We start from the raw sequence: 18,461 nt of genomic DNA on the forward strand, positions 1-18,461 counted from the left end.
ATTCGGAGTTCGTCAGGACTCGATAGGCGGTGAAGCCCTCTTGTCCTATCGGTCGCTCTACCTCTCACGGTGACCATCCGACGCGGCACCTAAATGCCTTTCGGGGAGTACGAGCTATCTCCAAGTTTGATTGGCCTTTCACTCCTACACTCGGCTCATCCAGAAGCTTTTCAACGCTTATTGGTGCGGACCTCCATCCCGTGTTACCGGGACTTCATCCTGGCCAAGTGTAGATCACTTGGTTTCGCGTCTACCCCCACTGACTGTGCGCCCTATTCAGGCTCGCTTTCACTGCGGCTACGTGTCTCGTGACACTCAACCTCGCCAGTGACGGTAACTCGTAGGATCATTATGCAAAAGGCACGCCGTCACATCTTACGATGCTCCGACCGCTTGTAGGCGTATGGTTTCAGGAACTATTTCACTCCCCTGCTCGGGGTTCTTTTCACCTTTCCTTCACAGTACTCGTTCGCTATCGGTCTCACGGGAGTATTTAGCCTTACCGGATGGTCCCGGCAGATTCGCGCAGGATTCCTCGTGTCCCGCGTTACTCAGGATACCGCTATGCTGCATTTCGCTTCACATACTGGACTATCACCGTCTATGGTCACATTTTCCAAAGTGTTCTGTTCACGATTTGCATACAATGTCGCGGTCCTACAACCCCGCTGGCGCCTTGCGACGTCAACGGTTTGGGCTGTTCCCCGTTCGCTCGCCACTACTGGGGGAATCATTATTTATTTTCTCTTCCTGCAGGTACTAAGATGTTTCAGTTCCCTGCGTTAGCTCTCTTACATTGGTAAGAGTAACCGTCCTTCAGACGGCTAGGTTGTCCCATTCGGAAATCTCCGGATCAAGGGTTATTTGCACCTACCCGAAGCTTATCGCAGCTTATCACGTCCTTCATCGCCTCCGTGAGCCTAGGCATCCGCCATACGCCCTTTCTTACTTTCTTTACGACTGTATTTGTCATCTCGTTTATCATTGCTGATTACTCGACAACGAATAAGTAGCTCATACTTTCAGCTGTATTCTAACAAAGTGAAATCTCATCTTGCGATTTGATTTACTTTAGTCTGAACTAAAGTTCATTACTTACAGTTTTGCTTGTGTCAATATGTCAAAGATCTTCTTGCCTTAAAAGGCATGGTGGAGATTGTGGAGTTGAACCATTTTGCTTGAGCCATCCCTATATAATATATAAGGAATCCCAGTCTCCTATTTAATTAAACAGATGGTGCGTACAAGAAGAGAAGCGAACTTTAATCAGTCACTATCTCAACAAATATAGAAGTAAGCAGGAATGAAAACTTAACATTTAACATTCAACACTTAACATTCTCTCGATACTCGTCTCTCCAGAAAGGAGGTGTTCCAGCCGCACCTTCCGGTACGGCTACCTTGTTACGACTTAGCCCCAATTACCAGTTTCGCCCTAGGCCGCTCCTTACGGTCACGGACTTTAGGCGCCCCCGGCTTTCATGGCTTGACGGGCGGTGTGTACAAGGCCCGGGAACGTATTCACCGCGCCATGGCTGATGCGCGATTACTAGCGAATCCAGCTTCGTGGGGTCGGGTTGCAGACCCCAGTCCGAACTGAGACAGGCTTTAAGGATTTGATCCATTTTGCAAGGGACCGTCTCTCTGTACCTGCCATTGTAACACGTGTGTAGCCCCGGACGTAAGGGCCGTGCTGATTTGACGTCATCCCCACCTTCCTCACACCTTACGGTGGCAGTGTCCCCAGAGTGCCCAGCTTGACCTGATGGCAACTAAGGAGAGGGGTTGCGCTCGTTATGGCACTTAAGCCGACACCTCACGGCACGAGCTGACGACAACCATGCAGCACCTTCACAGAGGCCCCGAAGGGCGTCATTGTCTCCAAATCCTTCCTCTGCAATTCAAGCCCGGGTAAGGTTCCTCGCGTATCATCGAATTAAACCACATGTTCCTCCGCTTGTGCGGGCCCCCGTCAATTCCTTTGAGTTTCACCGTTGCCGGCGTACTCCCCAGGTGGGATGCTTAATGCTTTCGCTTGGCCGCTGACCTGTTCAGACCAACAGCGGGCATCCATCGTTTACCGTGCGGACTACCAGGGTATCTAATCCTGTTCGATACCCGCACTTTCGAGCTTCAGCGTCAGTTGCGCTCCAGTGAGCTGCCTTCGCAATCGGAGTTCTTCGTGATATCTAAGCATTTCACCGCTACACCACGAATTCCGCCCACTTTGTGCGTACTCAAGGAAACCAGTTCGCGCTGCAGTGCAGACGTTGAGCGTCTACATTTCACAACACGCTTAATCTCCGGCCTACGCTCCCTTTAAACCCAATAAATCCGGATAACGCCCGGACCTTCCGTATTACCGCGGCTGCTGGCACGGAATTAGCCGGTCCTTATTCATAAGGTACATGCAAAAAGTCTCACGAGACTAACTTTATTCCCTTATAAAAGCAGTTTACAACCCATAGGGCCGTCATCCTGCACGCTACTTGGCTGGTTCAGGCTCTCGCCCATTGACCAATATTCCTCACTGCTGCCTCCCGTAGGAGTTTGGACCGTGTCTCAGTTCCAATGTGGGGGACCTTCCTCTCAGAACCCCTACTGATCGTCGCCTTGGTGGGCCGTTACCCCGCCAACAAGCTAATCAGACGCATCCCCATCCATCACCGATAAATCTTTAATCTCTTTCAGATGTCTTCTAGAGATATCATTGGGTATTAGTCTTACTTTCGCAAGGTTATCCCCAAGTGATGGGCAGGTTGGATACGCGTTACTCACCCGTGCGCCGGTCGACGCCCATCAAAAGCAAGCTTTCGATGTCGTTTCCCCTCGACTTGCATGTGTTAAGCCTGTAGCTAGCGTTCATCCTGAGCCAGGATCAAACTCTCCATTGTAAAATATCATTTCTACCTAGCCTTGCGGCTTGGTTTGTTTGTTGTCTGTACTTAGGACGAATATCCTTTTCGTTTATTGAAGCTTAGTAAACCTGACTTGTCAATTGCTTGACGGTTCGTTTCTTTTACCCAGTCAACTTTCTTATTTCTAAGAAGTTAACCGCTTCTTGTACTACTTGTCTGTTTATGTAAAATCTTTCAAAGAACTCTTTCTTTCGTTGCTAAGAGAAAGCGTATTTCTCAAAAGCGAGTGCAAAAGTACTAACTATTTTCGAAACAGCCAAATCTTGTCGCAAAAAAGTTGAGATTTTAGTACATTTTTAACACTTATAAAGATTTTCTGGAGTGTTTCTTACCACTACACTTTATTTTATACATGCATACGCCTGCCTGCATGTGCGGGCGCACACCCGCAAGCGCATTAATAATATTGTACTCATATTCCAAGATCGAAAAGAAATCAGGATTCAACTAGAAAAGTATTATCCGGAAAATATATCTATCAAAGAAGAATATTACTATACGAAGAAGAATATTATCGAAGAAAAGGGAGAAACTCAGAAAAACATTTTGCCAATTAAAAAAAATATAGTACCTTTGCACACGTTTTAACGGATAACAAGATTAATTACATATATTTTAAAACTTTCAAATGAAGGCATTAGCAATTAAGTCGAGTTTGTTTTCCTGTTTAAAGACATACAACAAGAAAACATTCATGTCTGACCTCATGGCAGGTATCATCGTTGGTATCGTAGCCCTGCCTCTGGCCATCGCATTCGGTATCGCTTCTGGCGTGACCCCTGAAAAGGGTATCATCACCGCCATTGTAGCAGGTCTCATCATCTCCATCTTCGGTGGAAGCAAAGTGCAGATTGGTGGTCCTACGGGAGCATTCATCGTTATCATCTATGGCATTATCCAGAAATATGGCATGGAAGGTTTGACGATAGCGACACTGATGGCTGGTCTGTTCCTGGTTCTCTTCGGACTTCTCCGTCTTGGAACCATCATCAAGTACATCCCTTACCCTATCGTTGTGGGATTTACCAGTGGTATCGCCGTAACCATCTTCACGACCCAGATCAAGGATCTCTTTGGATTGACGTTGACTTCAAATCCTTCTGATTTTCTGGAGAAATGGGGCGTCTACTTCCAAAGCTTTGACACCATAGATCCTTGGTGTGCCCTTATCGGAGTAGTAAGCGTAGTGGTTATCGCCATCACCCCTAAGTTCAGCAAGAAGATTCCGGGCTCTCTTATTGCCATCATCCTGATGACCGTTGTAGCCTTACTGCTCAAGCAGTTTGCCGGCGTTGAGAGTATCGAGACCATTGGTGACCGCTTCTCTATCAGCAACGAACTGCCTGCAGCTCAGGTACCAGTCATGAATTGGGAGACCATCAAGAGTCTTGTATCACCAGCTATTACCATCGCCATCCTGGGAGCCATTGAGAGTTTGCTTTCAGCAACTGTTGCCGATGGTGTAATCAGCGATCATCACGACAGTAACACCGAGTTGGTAGCTCAGGGTTTGGCCAATATCGCCTCTCCCCTCTTTGGCGGTATTCCTGCAACAGGTGCCATTGCCCGCACAATGACCAATATCAATAATGGCGGTAAGACTCCTATCGCAGGCATCATCCACGCCATAGTTCTGCTGCTCATCTTCCTCTTTCTGATGCCTCTTGCCCAGTACATTCCTATGGCATGTCTTGCCGGTGTATTGGTAGTTGTATCTTACGGAATGAGCGGATGGAGAAGTTTCCTGGCATTGATGAAGAATCCGAAGAGCGATGTAACCGTACTTCTGATTACCTTCTTCCTCACCATCATCTTCGATTTGACAGTAGCCATTGAGGTGGGTCTGATTATCGCCTGTCTGCTCTTCATGAAGCGAATGAGCGAAACCACCGACGTGACAGCTATTACCGATGATGAGATTGACTTGAACAAGGAGTTTGACTTCCTTTCTACCAACCTGGAGCACTATACGATTCCGAAGGGCGTAGAGGTATACGAAATCAATGGTCCTTTCTTCTTCGGAGCCGGTAACAAGTTTGAGGAAGTGATGGCAGCTTTCGGTGACCGCCCACTGGTACGCGTCATCCGTATGCGCAAGGTTCCATTTGTTGATTCAACCGGTATCCACAACCTCACCAACCTCTGCGAGATGAGCCAGAAGGAGGACATTCAGGTTGTACTCTCCGGTGTTTGCGAGAAGGTAAACGCCCAGTTGGAAAAGGCTGGTTTCTACAATATTCTTGGCAAGGATAATATCACAGATCACATCAGCAAGGCTCTGAAACGTGCTGAAGAGATTATTGAGAAGAAAACTGTTAATAGTTAATAGTTTACAGTTAACATTTTACTGATTGTAGACCATCAAATAAAAAAGATGCATTGCTGAATATACCAGTAATGCATCTTTTTTTATTGTCATCAAGTAACTGTTAACTATCAACTGTTAACTATCAACTATTACAGAACTGTTAACTATAAACTGTTAACTATCAACTATTACAAAACTTTTCCCAGAAACTCCTGTAATCTTGGCGATTTTGGATGGTTGAATATTTGCTCAGGAGTTCCGTCTTCCGTGATATAGCCGTCACTGAAGAAGAGAACACGGTTGGCCACTTCTCTTGCAAATCCCATCTCGTGGGTCACCACCACCATCGTCATTCCCTCGGCAGCAACATCTTTCATCAGCTGCAGCACCTCGCCTACCATTTCCGGATCAAGAGCCGAAGTCGGCTCATCAAAGAGGATTACCTCAGGATTCATCGCTAAGGCACGGGCGATAGCTACGCGCTGTTTCTGTCCGCCCGACAGACTGTCGGGATAACTATCGGCCTTATCCAGCAATCCGATACGGGTCAGGAGTTCCGTTGCCTTCTCATCAGCCTCTTCCCTTGTCATCTTACCCAATTCTACCGGAGCCAGCATGATGTTGCGGCGTATGGTCATATTAGGGAAGAGATTGAACTGCTGGAATACCATACCCACCCTCTGGCGCATTCGGTTGATATCAACATCGCTTAATGTGATATCCATATCATCGATAAAGATTTTACCCTCGGTAGGTTCTTCCAGAAGGTTGATGGAACGCAGGAAGGTACTCTTGCCACAACCCGACGGACCGATGATGGCAACCACCTCACCTTTCCTCACCGAGGTGGTAATGCCTTTCAGCACCTCGTTGTCGCCGTAGCGTTTACGAAGTCCTTCTATCTTGATTATTTCGTTCATTTTATCCATTGTTTTAAAGCTTTTGCCCTTTCAGGATTCCTCATTTCCTTTCGCTCTTTCTCAGTCTCTTCTCCAGCCTTCTCACTCCTGCGTACAGTCCGAGAACAAGAACGAGATAGAGGCAGGCTACTACGCCCAACGGCATCATCGCTTCGTAAGTAATGCTTCGGATGATGTCGGAACCCTTGGTCAAGTCTACCAGTCCGATATAACCGCTGATAGAGGTTTCCTTGAGCAGAGTGATAAGCTCGTTACCCATAGCCGGAAGCACATTCTTGAAGGCTTGCGGAAGGATGATGAGACGCATCGTCTTGCCATACGAAAGACCGAGACTTCTGCCCGCCTCCATCTGACCATTATCCACCGACATGATGCCCGAGCGGATTACCTCGGCAATATAAGCTGCCGAGTTCAAGCCGAAGGCGATGACAGCCACCAGTATCTTATTGACATCTGCTGATGCAAACACCACATAATAGATGATGAGCAACTGCACCATGGTTGGCGTGCCGCGCATGATGGTAAGGTACAGCTGGCAGAGCATGTTCGGAATCTTCCAGTCGCCCTTACATTCATGACGTGCTCTGACAATAGCTATCAGCGTTCCGAGTATCACGGAAAGGATGATGGCGAAGAAGGTGATGATGAGCGTATTGCCCAAACCCTGCAACAGATACTGATAACGGTTGTCATCTATGAAGCAGGATTTAAACTTATCTATCACTCCCGGCTGGTTACCAGCTGCTTTCACTTCATTGGAATTCACCATGATAACCTGTCGCACATCGGCATAGGAATCTGTAAATCCGATATTCTTCTTCCGTTCAGGAGTAACCGTGATGCCGGCAATACCCGCATCCGCCTTACCAGCCTGTACAGAGGTGATGATGGCATCAAACTCCATATCAAGAATCTCGACATCCACGCCCATCACATCGCCAATGGCATTCGCCACATCCACGTCGATGCCCACAATCTTGCCATTCTGGTAATATTCGAAAGGCTCGAAGGTAGCATTGGTGGCAAAACGGAGACTCGTCTTCAAGCCGAGTTTCTGCAGCGCTTCCGGTCCCACCTTCTTCACGTCAGAAGTCTTTGGCGTATAAGCCACGGCTATGCCCCGTTCCAGATGGCGGTTGACGATGGAATCGATGACGCCATTCTCTTTCAAGATACGGATGGCATGATTGATGGACTTCTGCAACTCAGCATGATCCTTAGCCACGCAGATGGCGAAAGAGGACGCATCGAAGGTTTCGGGCAGGATACGGAGCGATGGGTTCACCCGTTGGAATGCCTTGGCTGGCGCCTCATCGGTCACCATGCAGTCTATCTTACCCTGCAGGAGTGCCTGGATGGCATCGGCTCCCTTGTTGTACCGTTCTACCTTGGTACCGCCACCTTCCTTTTCCAGCTCCGTAGCTAGTCCGTCGCTAGTAGTACCGAGCTGCACACCAATCACAGCCCCCTTCAAATCAGTCTTGCTCTTGATTTGCCTGTCAGCATCTGACGCCCCCGAGCCACACGCCACGAAGAGCACACTCAGGAGTAAAGTCAAGAAGCCCAGCTTAAACTTTCCCGTTTTTCTGTATTTCATCATTCCAGACATTCGTTTATTGTTGTTTCAAATACTCAGCACACATCTCTGCACATCTTTCTCCGTCTACACCTGCCGATACGATTCCGCCTGCATAACCAGCACCTTCGCCACATGGGAAGAGTCCCTGGATGCGAACATGCTGCAGGGTTTCGCGGTCACGGACGATGCGGACAGGCGATGATGTTCTCGTCTCCATCGCTATCAGCGTAGCCTCGTTGGTCAGGAAACCATGGGCATTCTTGCCGAAGGTCTTGAAGCCTTCCTGCAGTCGCTTGCTCACGAAAGACGGCATCCAGAAATGCAACGGACTCGAAATCAAGCCTGGAGCATAGCTGCTCTTTGGCAGATCATAACTCAATCGATTGTTCACGAAGTCAGCCATGCGCTGTGCCGGAGCAGTCTGCTTCATGTTGCCCTGCTGCCAGCATTGCTTTTCCACGATTTCCTGGAAGTACATCATCTGGAGTGAAGAGTGAGGAGTGAAGAGTGAAGCATTCTCCTGCGCCTTCATTTCCTGCTGTTCGATGACAGACTGATGTTCCTTCACAAACTGCGCCACATCCTCGGGATGAGTTTCCACCACCATGCCCGAGTTGCTCCAGGCAGTACCGCGGTTGCTCGGACTCATACCGTTCACCACGAGCTGTTCCGGTCCTGTAGCAGCCGGAATCACAAAACCGCCCGGACACATACAGAAGCTATAGACACCTCTGCCATCTACCTGAGTAACAAAGCTATATTCAGCAGCAGGCAGATATTTTCCTCTACCACTCTTATTGTGATACTGAATCTGGTCGATGAGTTGGGAAGGATGTTCCAGACGCACACCTACGGCGATGCCTTTTGCCTCGATATCTATCTTTGCCGAAGCGAGATAACGGTATACATCGCGGGCACTATGACCTGTTGCCAGGATAACCGGTCCGCGATAAGTTTCCTCAGCACCCGTAGCCAGATTCACGGCTTCTACGCCTATCACCCTATCGCCAGCTGCAGCATCAGGTGCCGTCAGCTTACCTTCACTCTCAAGGATCAGACGAATCATCTTGGTCTGGAAATGTACTTCGCCGCCACACTTGATGATGGTGTTGCGCATGTTTTCAATAACGCGTGGCAACTTGTCGGTACCGATATGCGGATGGGCATCTGCCAGGATATTGGTATTGGCACCATGCTGGCAGAATACGTTCAGAATCTTGTCTACACTTCCCCTTTTCTTGCTTCGGGTATAGAGTTTGCCGTCACTATAAGCACCGGCTCCACCTTCACCGAAACAGTAGTTGCTCTCCCCATCTACCTTCTGAGTCTTGGTAATGTTAGAGAGGTCCTTCTTGCGTTCGCGCACATCCTTGCCTCGCTCCAGCACGATAGGACGGTATCCCAGTTCTATCAGGCGCAGGGAAGCAAAGAGGCCGCCAGGTCCCTCACCCACAACGATAACACGAGGTCTGCTGCTCACATCCGGATATTCGGTATGGACATACTGGTCGTCTTGCGGAAATTCGTTGATATAAGCACGCACCTTCAGGTTGACGAAGATGGTGCGCTGACGGGCATCGATGCTTCTCTTCAAAACCCTCACCTGGTTGAGCGTTCTTACATCCAATCCCTTTTCTTTGGCGAGATAACGCTTGATGCCTTCCTCGCTGGCTGCCTGTTCGGGCAGAATTCTTATCTGGTATTCTTGAATCATTTACTTTGAACTTTGAGCTTTGAACTTTATGATTAGTTTAATGAAAGTGACGAGTGACAAGTGACCGATTCCATATTACGGATTTCGCATTACATTCACAATTCACTTTTCACTTTCACTTTTTCATGCTTCCATTGTAGCCAGCACTTCGAGCGTATCCAGCTGATACATGGTGAACTTACCATCTTCCAATGTTGCAAAGGTTGGCGGATTGCCACCCTTCGGGAAGGTGATGCTGCCGGTATTTACGATGGCCTGTCCCTTCTCGTTATGAGAGAGTTCCCAGAGATGGGAGTGGCCATAGATCATAGCCTCGTAAGGACCCTTCGGCATGTTTTCCTTATTGTATACATGTCCATGGGTCAGAAGATAGCGCTTGCCTCCGTCTACCAGCAAGGCATAGGTCTCCATGATAGGGAAATCGAGAAGCATCTGGTCTACTTCTGCATCGCAGTTGCCACGCACGGCGATAATCTTATCTGCCAGCGCATTCAGTCTTTCTACGATACCCTTAGGATCGATTCCTTCCGGAATGCGGTTGCGGGGACCATAATTGATGATATCCCCCATGATGCACATCATGTCACAATGTTCAGCCTCGAAGAAATCGAGGACCTTTTCCAGGGCTGGCAAACAGCCGTGGATATCTGAGAATAAAAGATATTTCATTACTTGATTCAAAAAGTATTAATACTCACCCTCAACCCATTTTTTACCTGATTCAGTATATTTCATCCAAATAACCAAACCGACACCAATGATTGCTGCTATTGCAAAAAGTATTGTCAACATTTCCATAATTATTTCTTTTTTAATTCTACTTTTAATAAATAATTGCCTGCATAAGCAAAACATGCAGCAGCGATTACTGCGCATCCCATGCAAACATAGTTAGTTACTCCCATTGCCTCACCTGTAAACAGTGGCGACAATGCACCAATTCCAATACCGCTGCATACCATCTTTGAAAGACCAAAGAAATACTCAGCCAGCATCTCATTTCGTTTGAAATTGCGTTCAACGAGTTGATTTTTACTATTTACTTCTGTAACCATATTGCTAATGCTTTGAATTACATCGGCAAAATTAAGCAAATAATCCGAAACACCCAAACATTTCAACGTTTTTTATATATATAATAAGGTATAAGGGAGAGGAAGAGCCTATAATTATCTACTGAAATAGCTTTTTTATCTACAATATGCTACTTTTTTGTTAAAATCCTTGGCAGTTTGACATATTATTCGTACTTTTGCCCTCAAGTTCTGCTTCGGCCCCGGTCGTTTCGGGGGAGGCATTACATTACCAACGTAAAATTCAAGAACATATGAAAGTATTAAAATTCGGCGGAACATCGGTTGGTTCCGTAAAAAGCATCCTCAGCTTGAAACGTATCGTTGAAAACGAGGCTAAGAAACAGAGTGTAGTGGTTGTCGTGAGCGCGCTTGGCGGTATCACGGACAAACTCTTGCAAACCTCTCAACTTGCCCTCCAGGGTGATGAACAGTGGAAAGTAGAATTCGAAGCCATGGTTGATCGCCACCACAAGATGATAGATACCATCATCACCGACACAACAGACAGAGAAAACTTATTCAAATCGGTTGATGCCCTCTTCGAGCAGTTGAAGAGCATCTATTTTGGTGTGTACCTCATCCACGACCTCAGCGAGAAAACGCAGGATGCCATCGTGAGTTATGGTGAAAGACTCAGTTCCAAGATTGTTGCCACATTGATTCGTGGAGCCAAATGGTTCGACTCCCGCAACTTCATCAAGACTGAGCGCAAGAACGGCAAAGGCAAGCATGTACTCGACAGCGAGCTGACCAACGTACTGGTTAAAGAAGCCTTTGCAGAAATTCCACGCATATCTCTCGTTCCGGGTTTTATCAGTCGTGACAAGAACACAGACCGCACCACCAACCTTGGCCGTGGCGGTAGCGACTACACAGCAGCCATCATAGCAGCTGCCCTCGATGCAGAAGTGCTCGAAATCTGGACTGATGTAGACGGTTTCATGACCGCCGACCCACGTGTCATCAGATCAGCTTATACCATCAACGAACTGAGTTACGTTGAGGCGATGGAGCTTTGCAACTTTGGTGCAAAGGTCATCTACCCTCCAACCATCTACCCGGTTTGTGTCAAGAATATTCCTATCAAGGTTAAGAACACCTTCAACCCAGATGCTCCGGGCACCATCATCAAGAACAAGATAGATGGCGACCAGAAGCCTATCAAGGGTATCTCTTCCATCAACGGTACAGCGCTCATCACCGTAACCGGTCTTTCCATGGTCGGTGTGATTGGTGTAAACCGCCGTATCTTCACCGCTCTTGCCAACGAGGGCATCTCTGTGTTCATGGTGTCACAGGCATCATCTGAGAACTCTACCTCTATCGGTGTGCGCGAGCAGGATGTAGAAGAGGCTGTAAAGGTATTGAACAATGAGTTCCACAACGAGATTGCCGATGGTGCCATGTTCCCAATGCACGCAGAGAAGGGCTTGGCTACTATCGCCATCGTGGGTGAAAACATGAAGCATGCTGCCGGTATCGCCGGTAAGCTCTTCGGAACCCTCGGCCGTAGCGGTATTTCCGTCATCGCCTGTGCACAGGGTGCTTCAGAGACCAACATCTCGTTCGTAGTGAAGAGCGATTATCTGAGAAAGTCACTCAACGTGCTCCACGACAGTTTCTTCCTTTCAGAATACAAGGTGCTGAACCTCTTCATCTGCGGTGTGGGTACCGTGGGCGGAAAGCTCATCGAGCAGATCAAGAACCAGTATGCCGACCTCATGGAGCGCAGCAAACTGAAGCTAAACGTGGTGGGTATCGCTTCTTCCAAGAACGCCATCTTCAACCGCGATGGTATTGATCTCGAGAACTACAGCGAGGAACTGAAGAAATCAGACCCAAGCACTCCAGAGGTTCTGCGCGATACCATCCTGGCGATGAACATCTTCAACAGCGTGTTTGTAGACTGTACAGCCAGCAAGGATGTGGCCGCTCTCTACCAGAGTCTGCTGGAGCACAACGTAAGCATTATCGCAGCCAACAAGATAGCTGCATCAAGCGAATATGAGAACTACGAGAAACTGAAGAAGACTGCCATCCAGCGTGGCGTAGTATTCCGTTTCGAGACCAACGTAGGTGCCGGTCTTCCTATCATCGGAACCATCAACGATCTCCGCAACTCCGGAGATAAAATCCTTAAGATTGAGGCAGTTCTCTCAGGTACGCTCAACTTTATCTTCAACGCCATCTCCAGCGTCGTTCCATTCTCTGAGACCGTGAGACTGGCTAAGGAGAAGGGCTACAGCGAGCCAGATCCACGTATCGACCTGAGCGGTATGGACGTGATTCGCAAGCTGGTGATTCTCTCCCGCGAGGCAGGTTACCGCGTAGAGCAGGAAGATGTAGAGAAAAACCTCTTCGTGCCAGACAAATACTTCAAGGGTTCGCTCGACAACTTCTGGAAGAAACTTCCTGAGCTTGATGCCGATTTCGAGGCTAAGCGCAAGGCGCTCGATGTAGAGCACAAACGCTGGCGCTTCGTTGCCACCCTGGATGGCGGCAAGACTAGCGTAGGTTTGCAGGCTGTCGGTCCTGAGCATCCGTTCTACAATCTGGAAGGTTCCAACAACATCGTGCTGCTCACCACCGAGCGCTATAAGGAATACCCTATGATGATTCAGGGCTATGGTGCCGGAGCCAGCGTAACTGCTGCCGGTGTATTCGCCAACATCATGAGTATCGCTAACATTTAACACTTAACATTAAAAGAAGAGATGAAACATATTATCATTCTTGGCGACGGAATGGCTGACCACCCGGTAGAAAGACTGGGTGGAAAGACTCTCCTGCAATACGCCAATAAACCCTATATGGATATGCTTGCCAAGAAGGGCAAGACAGGAAGACTCGTTACCGTGCCAGATGGATTCCATCCGGGTTCTGAGGTAGCCAACAGCTCTATCATGGGCTATGACCAGAACGAGGTTTACGAAGGACGCGGACCGCTGGAGGCTGCCAGCATCGGCTATGAACTGGAGCCTACCGACCTTGCCCTGCGCTGCAACATCATCAATGTGCAGGACGGCAAAATTATCACCCACAACGGTGGTAACCTGGAAACGGAAGATGCGGATGTGCTCATCAAGTATCTCAACGATACCCTCGGCAAGAAATATCCTGATGTCAAGTTTGTTACCGGCATCCAGTATCGCCATCTTCTGGTGGTGAAGCACGGAAACAAGCATATCGACTGTGCCCCACCTCATGACCATCCCAACGAGGAATGGCATAAGCTGATGGTGAAACCTATCTTGCCGGAGATTGGAGGCGATGAGGGTCACATCAGCCGTCGTGATACAGCCGACCTTCTGAACCAGCTGATTCTCGAGAGTCAGGAACTCCTGGAGAACCATCCTTTCAATGTGGCGCGCAAGGAGCGTGGCGAACGAATGGCCAATCTTATCTGGCCTTGGGGCGGCGGTTACCGTCCGCACATGCTCACCCTCTCCCAGATGTATCCACAGATCAAGAAGGGTTCCGTGATTTCTGCCGTAGACCTGATCCGAGGCATCGGCCATTACGCCGGTCTGCGCAACATCATCGTTGAGGGCGCTACCGGTCTTGCCAATACCAACTACGAGGGCAAGGCAGCCGCAGCTATCCAGGCATTGAAGGATGGCGACGACTTCGTTTATGTTCACGTAGAGGCGAGCGACGAGGCAGGTCATGATGGCGATCTGGAGCTGAAGCTGAAGACTATCGAGAACCTCGACCAGCGACTCATCAAGCCTATCTTCGATGAGGTAAGCACCTGGGACGAGCCGGTATGCATCGCAGTTCTCCCAGACCATCCTACTCCGGTTGAGATCCGTACCCACGTCAAGGAGCCTGTGCCTTTCATCATCTATTACCCTGGCATTGAGCCGGATAGCGTAGAGAAGTATGACGAGGTAAGTTGCGTGAGTGGCGGTTACGGCATGCTGCAGCTGCAGGAATTCATGAATGCCTTCATGGCGATCAATTAAAATCAACGGCTTCATGATAGCCCTCAAAGCTAATCATAAAGTTTAATGTTCAAATCTCAAAGTTAAAAGTAAAAAATGAAATATTATTCAACAAATAAGAAAGCACCCATCGCCGACCTTCACAAGGCGGTAGTTAAAGGTCTGGCAGAAGACCGTGGTCTCTATATGCCAGAAATCATCAAGAAGTTGCCACAGGATTTCTTCGACAACATCGAGAAACTGAGTTTCCAGGAGATTGCCTACAAGGTAGCTGATGCCTTCTTTGGCGAGGACGTTGATGCCGAGTCATTGAAGAAGATTGTATACGATACCCTGGCATTCGACTGCCCTGTAGTCGAGGTAGAGCCAAACATCTACTCTCTCGAGCTGTTCCATGGTCCTACTCTCGCCTTCAAGGATGTGGGTGCGCGCTTCATGGCCCGTCTCCTGCAGTACTTCGTACGTCAGGAGGGCAAGGAAGAGGTGAATGTGCTCGTTGCTACATCGGGCGATACCGGTTCGGCTGTTGCCAACGGTTTCCTCGGCGTTGACGGCATCCATGTTTACGTGCTCTATCCTAAGGGCAAGGTGAGCAAAATTCAGGAGAGCCAGTTCACTACCCTCGGCCAGAACATCACAGCCCTTGAGGTAGACGGCGTATTCGACGACTGCCAGGCACTGGTGAAATCTGCGTTCATGGACGAGGAGCTCAACAAGCACATGAAGCTCACTTCAGCCAACTCTATCAACGTAGCCCGCTTCCTGCCTCAGGCATTCTATTATTTCAATGCCTATGCCCGCATGAAGGAGAAGGGTCTCGCCGACAAGCTGGTTATCTGCGTACCTAGCGGCAACTTCGGCAACATCACAGCCGGACTCTTCGGTCATGAGATGGGATTGCCTATCCACCGCTTCATCGCAGCCAACAACGCCAACGATATCTTCTACGAGTATCTGCAGACAGGCAAGTATAATCCACAGCCTAGCAAGCAGACCATCGCCAATGCCATGGACGTAGGAGACCCATCAAACTTTGCCCGCATCTACGACCTCTACAAGGGCGATCACGATGCCATCGCTGCCTACATCGGTGGTGCTACATACAAGGACGAGCAGATTGCAGAAACCATGAAGCAGTGCTACAATGAAACCAAGTATGTACTTGACCCTCACGGAGCTTGCGGCTATCGCGCCCTGAAGGAGCAGTTGAAGCCAGGTGAGGTTGGCGTGTTCCTCGAGACCGCTCATCCAGCCAAGTTCAAGGAGAAGGTAGACAGCATCCTTGACAGCGACATTGAGATTCCTGCACGCCTTGCAGAATTCATGAAGGGTGAGAAGAAGAGCATCCAGATGACCAAGGATTTCGCATCATTCAAGAACTACTTGATGAACGAATAAACCATACATACGGAAAAGCCTTTCTCTTTCTCAGGGGGAAGGCTTTTCCTTTTATACTGAACTTTCGCATGTGGTTCAAGTACGGGCTGAAGGCCCAAAAGCTCCTAGCCCAGGGCGTATGGGACAAAACTTGCGAAACTTTTATTTTATATACAGAAAACGGGAAAAATTTATGAAGATTGTTATTCTAGACGGCTATGCCGCAAACCCGGGAGATTTGGATTATCATCTTCTGGAGAAACTGGGCGAGGTGGTAGTTTATCCTCGCACATCAGATGCTGAGAAAGTGGAACGTGCCAAGGATGCCGACATCATCCTTCTGAACAAGGTGCAGATAGATGCAGAGACGCTGGCGCAGCTTCCTAAACTGAAATATATCGGTATCCAGGCTACCGGTTTTAACGTGGTAGACATCGAGGCTGCCAGAAAACAGGGCATCATCGTAACCAATATTCCTGCCTACAGCACCGACAGCGTGGCGCAGATGACCTTTGCCCTCATCCTTGCTGTAACCAACCGCGTAGAGCATTATACTCAGGAGAACCGCAACGAGCGCTGGGCTTACAATAAGGATTTCTGTTATTGGGATACCCCACTGATGGAGCTTGCCGGCAAGACCCTGGGTATCATGGGACTGGGCAATATCGGCATGAAAGTTGCCAACATCGCCCGCCAGTTTGGCATGAAAATCTGTGCCTGCACCAGCAAGAATTCGAGCAATCTGCCTGAGTGGATCCAGAAGGTGAGCAAGGAGGGTTTGCTTGCCACGAGCGATATTCTCTCGCTCCATTGTCCGCTTTCTGATGACACCTATCATTTCATCAATAAGGAGAGTCTGGAGAAGATGAAGGATACCGCCATCCTGGTTAATACGGGTCGCGGTCCGCTGGTAGATGAGGAGGCCGTAGCTGCCGCCCTTCACGAAGGCAGTCTGGGTGCCTACTGTGCCGATGTAATGGCTCAGGAGCCGCCGTCAAAGGAGAATCCGCTCTTCGGCGAGCCTAATGCTTACCTCACCCCTCATATTGCCTGGGCCACCTACGAGGCTCGCGAGCGTCTGAACAAGCAGGTAGCCGCCAACGTAAAGGCATTTCTCGAGGGCAATCCGATTAATGTCGTGAATAAGTAAGAATGCTACTTTAAAAATCTGCATTTCTTAAATGAAGACAGCCAACCTTCAATATCCCAATTGAAAGTTGGCTGTTTACTTTTTCTTATAGTTTTCTTCTGAACTGCCTAATCAGGTACTTGGGATTTCGTCTTATATTCCATAAGTCAACAAGAATAATTCTATCGTATTCCGCATCATATCGATAGATGATTTTCCTATTTTTATTCAAACAATTGCATGATATCCATACAGAAGAATTCTTCAAATGGAATACCATCGGTGCCAACAACGATTGATTTCAGAGGATGGAATTTCTCTTGAAACATAGGAATACCACTATTCATGCCTCTCTTTCCACTCTTAACCTCTATGGCAACGAAATCTCCTTGTGACTCCAGGATATAATCCACCTCATTATTATGATCTCGCCAATAATAGAGATGACAGTCATTGTCCTCCACAAAATCGAGAAGACAAGTACCCACTGCCGATTCCACCCATCTGCCCCAAATCATTGGGTCAACATAATCTTTGTCAAACCCCTTACCGCGATATGCCGTGAACAAAGCATTGTTAAACACTGTAAACTTTGGGATAGACTGTCTCTTACGAGCCTCATCGCATGCAAACTTTTGAAGTCCGCAAAGCAAGTTGGCTTGCTTCAATATTTCGAGATAAGAAGACAAAGTCGTGACATTGCCTGCATCTTGCAATTGTCCAAGCATTTTGGTGAGTGACAACAACTCACCAGAATAAGAACAACCTACCTCAAAAAGCTGTGACATGAGTGAAGGCTTGTAAATATTCGAAGTCAAGAGAACATCCTTTTCAATGGCAGGTGCCACAAGAGAATCCTTGACATATTTCCTCCAACGCCTAAAATCCCCTATATAATCCACCGAGCCTGGATAACCTCCAAAATAAATCCATTGTTGGAGTGATAACCCGAAGGCAGCTTTCATTTCCGGAAAAGTCCAATGCCCCATACGAATCAACTCGAATCTACCAGCTAAAGACTCGGTTAGCCCTTTGCGCAAAAGCAAGCGAGACGAACCCAGCAATACGACTTTCAGGTTTACATGATTTAGGGTATCGGCATCCCACTCTCTCTTCACATATTCACTCCATCTGCGTATTTTCTGTATCTCGTCTATTACAAGAACAGCTTCTTGCAAATGCTGAATATCCATTCGGCTTCGAACAGACTCCCAAGAACGTCGAATCCAATCCGAATCTTCTTCATTTACAGAATCAGCATTAAATTGAAATACTACCTTATCAATAGTCTCTGCTATTTGCGCCATAACTGTTGATTTGCCAACCTGTCTTGGTCCTGCCAAAACAAATATACACTTACGTCTTTCGCTCAACCTACTCAACATCAAGTTGTAATGTGGTCTTCTATACTCACCCATATTCTTTAATTTGTAATATTAAACAACTCTATTCTTTATAACGAATTACTCAATTCTTCGTCACGAATTACTCAATTC

General features: G+C 48.0%; 11 protein-coding genes and 2 rRNA genes (1 of these 13 only partly in view). 5 read left to right on the plus strand and 8 right to left on the minus strand.

What is annotated here, in order from left to right; all coding sequences use genetic code 11:
* Positions 1 to 955, minus strand: a 23S ribosomal RNA gene (locus NQ544_RS06185) (it extends 1,942 nt beyond the left edge of the window).
* 407 nt (positions 956 to 1,362) lie between these two features.
* Positions 1,363 to 2,894: ribosomal RNA gene (locus NQ544_RS06190) — 16S ribosomal RNA — on the minus strand.
* The 16S and 23S rRNA genes sit together here, the layout of an rRNA operon.
* Before the next feature lie 652 nt (positions 2,895 to 3,546).
* On the opposite strand from NQ544_RS06190, the gene NQ544_RS06195 reads away from it, so the two are divergent.
* Positions 3,547 to 5,244: a SulP family inorganic anion transporter gene (locus NQ544_RS06195; protein WP_006848728.1), complete on the plus strand. Its 1,698-nt coding sequence runs from the start codon at positions 3,547 to 3,549 to the stop codon at positions 5,242 to 5,244.
* A gap of 170 nt (positions 5,245 to 5,414) precedes the next feature.
* Here NQ544_RS06195 and NQ544_RS06200 read toward each other — a convergent pair whose 3' ends face one another.
* The 5 genes from NQ544_RS06200 to NQ544_RS06220 form a co-directional block, all read right to left on the minus strand.
* A complete protein-coding gene (locus tag NQ544_RS06200; protein WP_006848729.1) occupies positions 5,415 to 6,155 on the minus strand; it encodes an amino acid ABC transporter ATP-binding protein in 741 nt (246 codons plus the stop codon).
* Between the two features lie 31 nt (positions 6,156 to 6,186).
* Positions 6,187 to 7,746 (minus strand): ABC transporter substrate-binding protein/permease, encoded by a 1,560-nt coding sequence (locus NQ544_RS06205; RefSeq protein ID WP_228023573.1) that lies wholly within the window; start codon positions 7,744 to 7,746, stop codon positions 6,187 to 6,189.
* A 13-nt stretch (positions 7,747 to 7,759) separates the two neighbouring features.
* The gene (locus NQ544_RS06210; RefSeq protein WP_006848731.1) at positions 7,760 to 9,439 is read right to left on the minus strand and encodes an NAD(P)/FAD-dependent oxidoreductase; all 1,680 of its coding nucleotides are present in this window, start codon (positions 9,437 to 9,439) and stop codon (positions 7,760 to 7,762) included.
* Positions 9,440 to 9,562: 123 nt separating this feature from the next.
* The gene (gene yfcE, locus NQ544_RS06215; RefSeq protein ID WP_006848732.1) at positions 9,563 to 10,108 is read right to left on the minus strand and encodes a phosphodiesterase; all 546 of its coding nucleotides are present in this window, start codon (positions 10,106 to 10,108) and stop codon (positions 9,563 to 9,565) included.
* 131 nt (positions 10,109 to 10,239) lie between these two features.
* Positions 10,240 to 10,494 (minus strand): DUF6722 family protein, encoded by a 255-nt coding sequence (locus NQ544_RS06220; protein ID WP_006848733.1) that lies wholly within the window; start codon positions 10,492 to 10,494, stop codon positions 10,240 to 10,242.
* 272 nt (positions 10,495 to 10,766) lie between these two features.
* Between NQ544_RS06220 and thrA the strand changes: the two genes are divergently transcribed.
* From thrA to NQ544_RS06240, 4 genes are all read left to right on the plus strand, one after another.
* Positions 10,767 to 13,208, plus strand: a complete 2,442-nt coding sequence (gene thrA, locus NQ544_RS06225) for a bifunctional aspartate kinase/homoserine dehydrogenase I (protein WP_006848735.1) — start codon at positions 10,767 to 10,769, stop codon at positions 13,206 to 13,208.
* A gap of 21 nt (positions 13,209 to 13,229) precedes the next feature.
* Positions 13,230 to 14,480 carry a cofactor-independent phosphoglycerate mutase gene (locus NQ544_RS06230; RefSeq protein WP_006848736.1) on the plus strand — a complete coding sequence of 417 codons (1,251 nt, stop codon included), beginning with the start codon at positions 13,230 to 13,232 and terminating at the stop codon, positions 14,478 to 14,480.
* Positions 14,481 to 14,555: 75 nt separating this feature from the next.
* Positions 14,556 to 15,857 (plus strand): threonine synthase, encoded by a 1,302-nt coding sequence (gene thrC, locus NQ544_RS06235; protein ID WP_006848737.1) that lies wholly within the window; start codon positions 14,556 to 14,558, stop codon positions 15,855 to 15,857.
* A 172-nt stretch (positions 15,858 to 16,029) separates the two neighbouring features.
* Positions 16,030 to 16,986 (plus strand): D-2-hydroxyacid dehydrogenase, encoded by a 957-nt coding sequence (locus NQ544_RS06240; protein ID WP_040553571.1) that lies wholly within the window; start codon positions 16,030 to 16,032, stop codon positions 16,984 to 16,986.
* A 203-nt stretch (positions 16,987 to 17,189) separates the two neighbouring features.
* Here NQ544_RS06240 and NQ544_RS06245 read toward each other — a convergent pair whose 3' ends face one another.
* Complete coding sequence (locus NQ544_RS06245) at positions 17,190 to 18,383, minus strand: ATP-binding protein (RefSeq protein WP_022120313.1); 1,194 nt, start codon at positions 18,381 to 18,383, stop codon at positions 17,190 to 17,192.
* Positions 18,384 to 18,461: the final 78 nt, after the last annotated feature.

It is taken from the genome of Segatella copri DSM 18205 (genome assembly GCF_025151535.1).
GTDB lineage: Bacteria > Bacteroidota > Bacteroidia > Bacteroidales > Bacteroidaceae > Prevotella > Prevotella copri.